3 protein-coding genes are annotated in these 3,207 nt (G+C 35.1%); all 3 read left to right on the top strand.

Annotated features, from left to right (window positions below; genetic code table 11):
- The coding region (locus tag CI949_RS19050; RefSeq protein WP_290769338.1) for a carbohydrate kinase family protein at positions 1-979 on the top strand (979 nt) is incomplete at its 5' end.
- Positions 972-2,456, top strand: coding sequence for a glycosyltransferase (locus tag CI949_RS19045; protein ID WP_073156501.1), 1,485 nt, complete (start codon positions 972-974; stop codon positions 2,454-2,456). The genes CI949_RS19050 and CI949_RS19045, both read left to right, overlap by 8 nt.
- 97 nt (positions 2,457-2,553) lie before the next feature.
- A partial coding sequence (gene glgP, locus CI949_RS19040) for an alpha-glucan family phosphorylase (RefSeq protein WP_290769335.1) occupies positions 2,554-3,207 on the top strand: 654 nt, incomplete at its 3' end.

The following is a 3,207-nucleotide window of genomic DNA, read 5'->3' as shown; positions in this document are numbered from 1 at the left end:
TGACAGTTTAACTTTCGAAAAAAATGATTTCGATATAACTGCTTATGGAGAAGTTTTACTAGATATGATTTCTAGAGAAGAAGCACCACTTAAAGAATGTGCTAATTTCACCCGCTATTTTGGTGGTTCTCCAGCCAATGTCTTAGTCAATATGCAGCGCTTAGAAAATAAAACAGCCTTTATTAGTAGAGTCGGTAAAGATGAATTTGGAGAATATTTGACAGAAATTTTAGAAAAAGAGGGGGTTAACCTCGACTGTCTGCAGCATGATCAGGAAGAGGGAACACCAATTATTTTTGTCAACAAAAGTAAAGAAACACCTTCCTGGCTTGCTTACAGGGGAGCAGATATTAATATAGAGATAACTGAAAAGATATACAATAAAATAGATAATTCTTCAGTCTTTTTTACTGGAAGTTTCATACTTTCCAAAAATCCTGCAAGGGCAAATGCTATTAAAGCTGTAGAACATGCAGTTAAAAAAAATAAACTTTTTGCTTTTGATCCAAGTTTTAGAGCTATTCTCTGGCCGGAAGGTAATAAGGGGAGTGAAATAATACGTGAGCTTTTAGCTCAAGCTGATTTTATTAAACCCTCCTTAGATGATGCCTATCATCTTTATGGCCAGGACCATCCTGAAAATTATCTAAAAAAATATCATAATAATGGAGCTAAAATAGTTATTTTAACCTTAGGTAAAGATGGACTTCTACTTTCAGATGGGAAAAATGAACCGGTACATATTCCTGTTTTTTCAGAAAAAGTTGTTGATGTTACTGGTGCCGGTGATTCTTTTTGGTCCGGATTTTTAACTGGAATTCTTAAGGGCCTTCCAATTATTGAAGCTGCCAAATTAGGAAATGCAGTTGCAGCTTTTAAAATTCAAGGTGTTGGTGCCCTATCTTCTGTTCCGCCACTAATGGAAATTATATCTTATTATGATATTCAGCCAATTGAGGGAGGTAATTTTAATGAGTGAAATTAAACATGCAGCATTTTTAAATCCACAGGGAAACTTTGATCCTAACGACAGTTATTGGACTGAGCATCCAGATTTTGGAGGCCAGCTGGTTTATGTTAAAGAAGTTAGTAAAGCTTTAGCTGAAATGGGTATTAAAGTTGATATAATCACCCGTCAAATAAATGATCCAAACTGGCCTGAGTTCAGCAGCCTTTATGACAGCTATCCAGATTGTGATAATTTGCGAATAATTCGTTTACCCTTTGGTGGAGATCAATTTCTACCGAAAGAAAAGTTGTGGCCTCACCTAAAGGAATATATTGATGCAATCGCCGAATTTTATGATGAGGAAGGTGCTTTTCCAGACTTTTTTACCACCCATTATGGTGATGGTGGACTGGCAGGAGTTTTATTGAAAGAAAAAATGGAGACTCCCTTTTCATTTACAGGCCATTCACTTGGAGCCCAGAAAATGGATAAATTAAATTTTTCTAAAGCTAATTTTGATCAATTAATAGATAGATTCCAATTTCACAGCCGCATTATAGCTGAAAGATTAACAATGAAATTTTCTAACCAAATTATAGTCAGTACTACTCAAGAAAGAAATGAACAATATTCTCATCCATATTATGAAGGAGCTGTGGATGTAGACAATGATAATAAATTTTCTGTGATCCCACCTGGAGTTAATACTGATGTTTTTGATGGAAATTATTCTAAAGCAACTGCTGAAATGATTGAAAAGTATTTAAATAGAGATTTAGAGCCTGCAAGAATTGAAAAACCGGCAGTAATTTGCGCCAGCCGTCTTGATCAAAAGAAAAATCACTTAGCATTAGTTAAGGCTTTTGCAGAAGATCAAGAACTGCAGCAAAAAGCAAATCTAGTGATCACCCTTCGTGGTATAGAAAATCCGTTTGAAGATTACAGCTCTGCCGCAGGAGAAGAAAAAGAAATTTTAGATCAAATAATGGAAGTTATTGACGAACATGATTTAGAAGGTAAAGTTTCCATGTTTCCTTTAGGCAGCCAAAAAGAACTAGCAGAATGTTATGGCTATCTTGCAGAAAGAGAATCAGTTTTTTCACTTACCTCTTTCTATGAGCCATTTGGATTAGCACCTGTAGAAGCAATGGCAGCTGGTTTACCTGCAGTTGTGACTAAAAATGGAGGTCAAAGTGAGATTATGGCTGATGATGAATTTGGAATTTTAATTGATCCCGAAGACCCTGCTGATATTGCAAGAGGGCTCAAAAAAATTGTCGGTGAAAGATCAATTTGGCGGGATTATCAATTAAAAGCTAAAGAACGAGTAGAAAGCAAATATACTTGGGAGCAGACTGCAAAACGCTATCTTAAAGCAATGGAAAAGGGCTTAAGCTTTGAAATACCAGTGATTCACAGCGAAATTCCAGCCTACTATTTTCTGCCTGATAGTGATAATGAGCATAAGTTATTAGAAAGATTTAAAGAAAATGTTTTCAAAAAATAGACATTTGCTGATAATTTGATATAATAAACAGATAGGAATAACTATTATTAGAAAAAAACAGAAAATTTTAGTTAATATTATAGGGAGTGATTTGTTAATGAACAACAATAAGCCACATACAGCTTATTTCTGCATGGAATACGGATTAGATGAAAATATGCGTATCTATGCAGGTGGATTAGGTATTTTAGCAGGAGATATTTTAAAAGCGGCAAAAGAATTTTCTTATCCTGTAACAGGAATTGGACTTTTATGGCGCAAAGGTTACTCAAAACAGGTAATCAATGCTGAAGGTAGACCTGAAAACCAACATCCTGTAAATAAAGAAATTTACGAACACGCAGTAGACACCGGTGAAACAGTATCTGTCACAATTAGAGATCAGGAAGTAAAGCTTAAGATTTGGAAACTAGACAAGTTTAACAATGCAACTTTATATCTCTTAGATGCTAATCTGCCGGAAAACAGAAAGTATCAGACAATTACTGATGGTCTTTATGATGGATTTAATGAAAAAAGAATTGCTCAGGAAATTGCATTAGGTATTGGGGGAGTTAAAGCTATTCGCAAACTTGGCCTTAATATCGATATCTATCATTTCAATGAAGGGCATGCAGCTCTAGCAGGAACTGAGTTAATTAGAGAAAAAATGGAAACTGGCATGGACTTCCATACAGCCTGGGATGATGTTAAAGATGAAATTGTCTTTACAACTCATACACCTGTTAAAGAAGGAAATGAGTCTCATAGT

This window comes from Halanaerobium sp. (assembly GCF_003070835.1).
The sequence above is the reverse complement of the archived record's forward strand: the minus strand, read 5'-3'. Positions and strand labels throughout refer to the sequence as shown.

What these genes read in the sequence shown, in the direction of transcription:
- CI949_RS19045 (WP_073156501.1), top strand. Translation starts at nt 972, where the DNA reads ATGAGTGAAATTAAACATGCAGCATTTTTAAATCCACAGGGAAACTTT.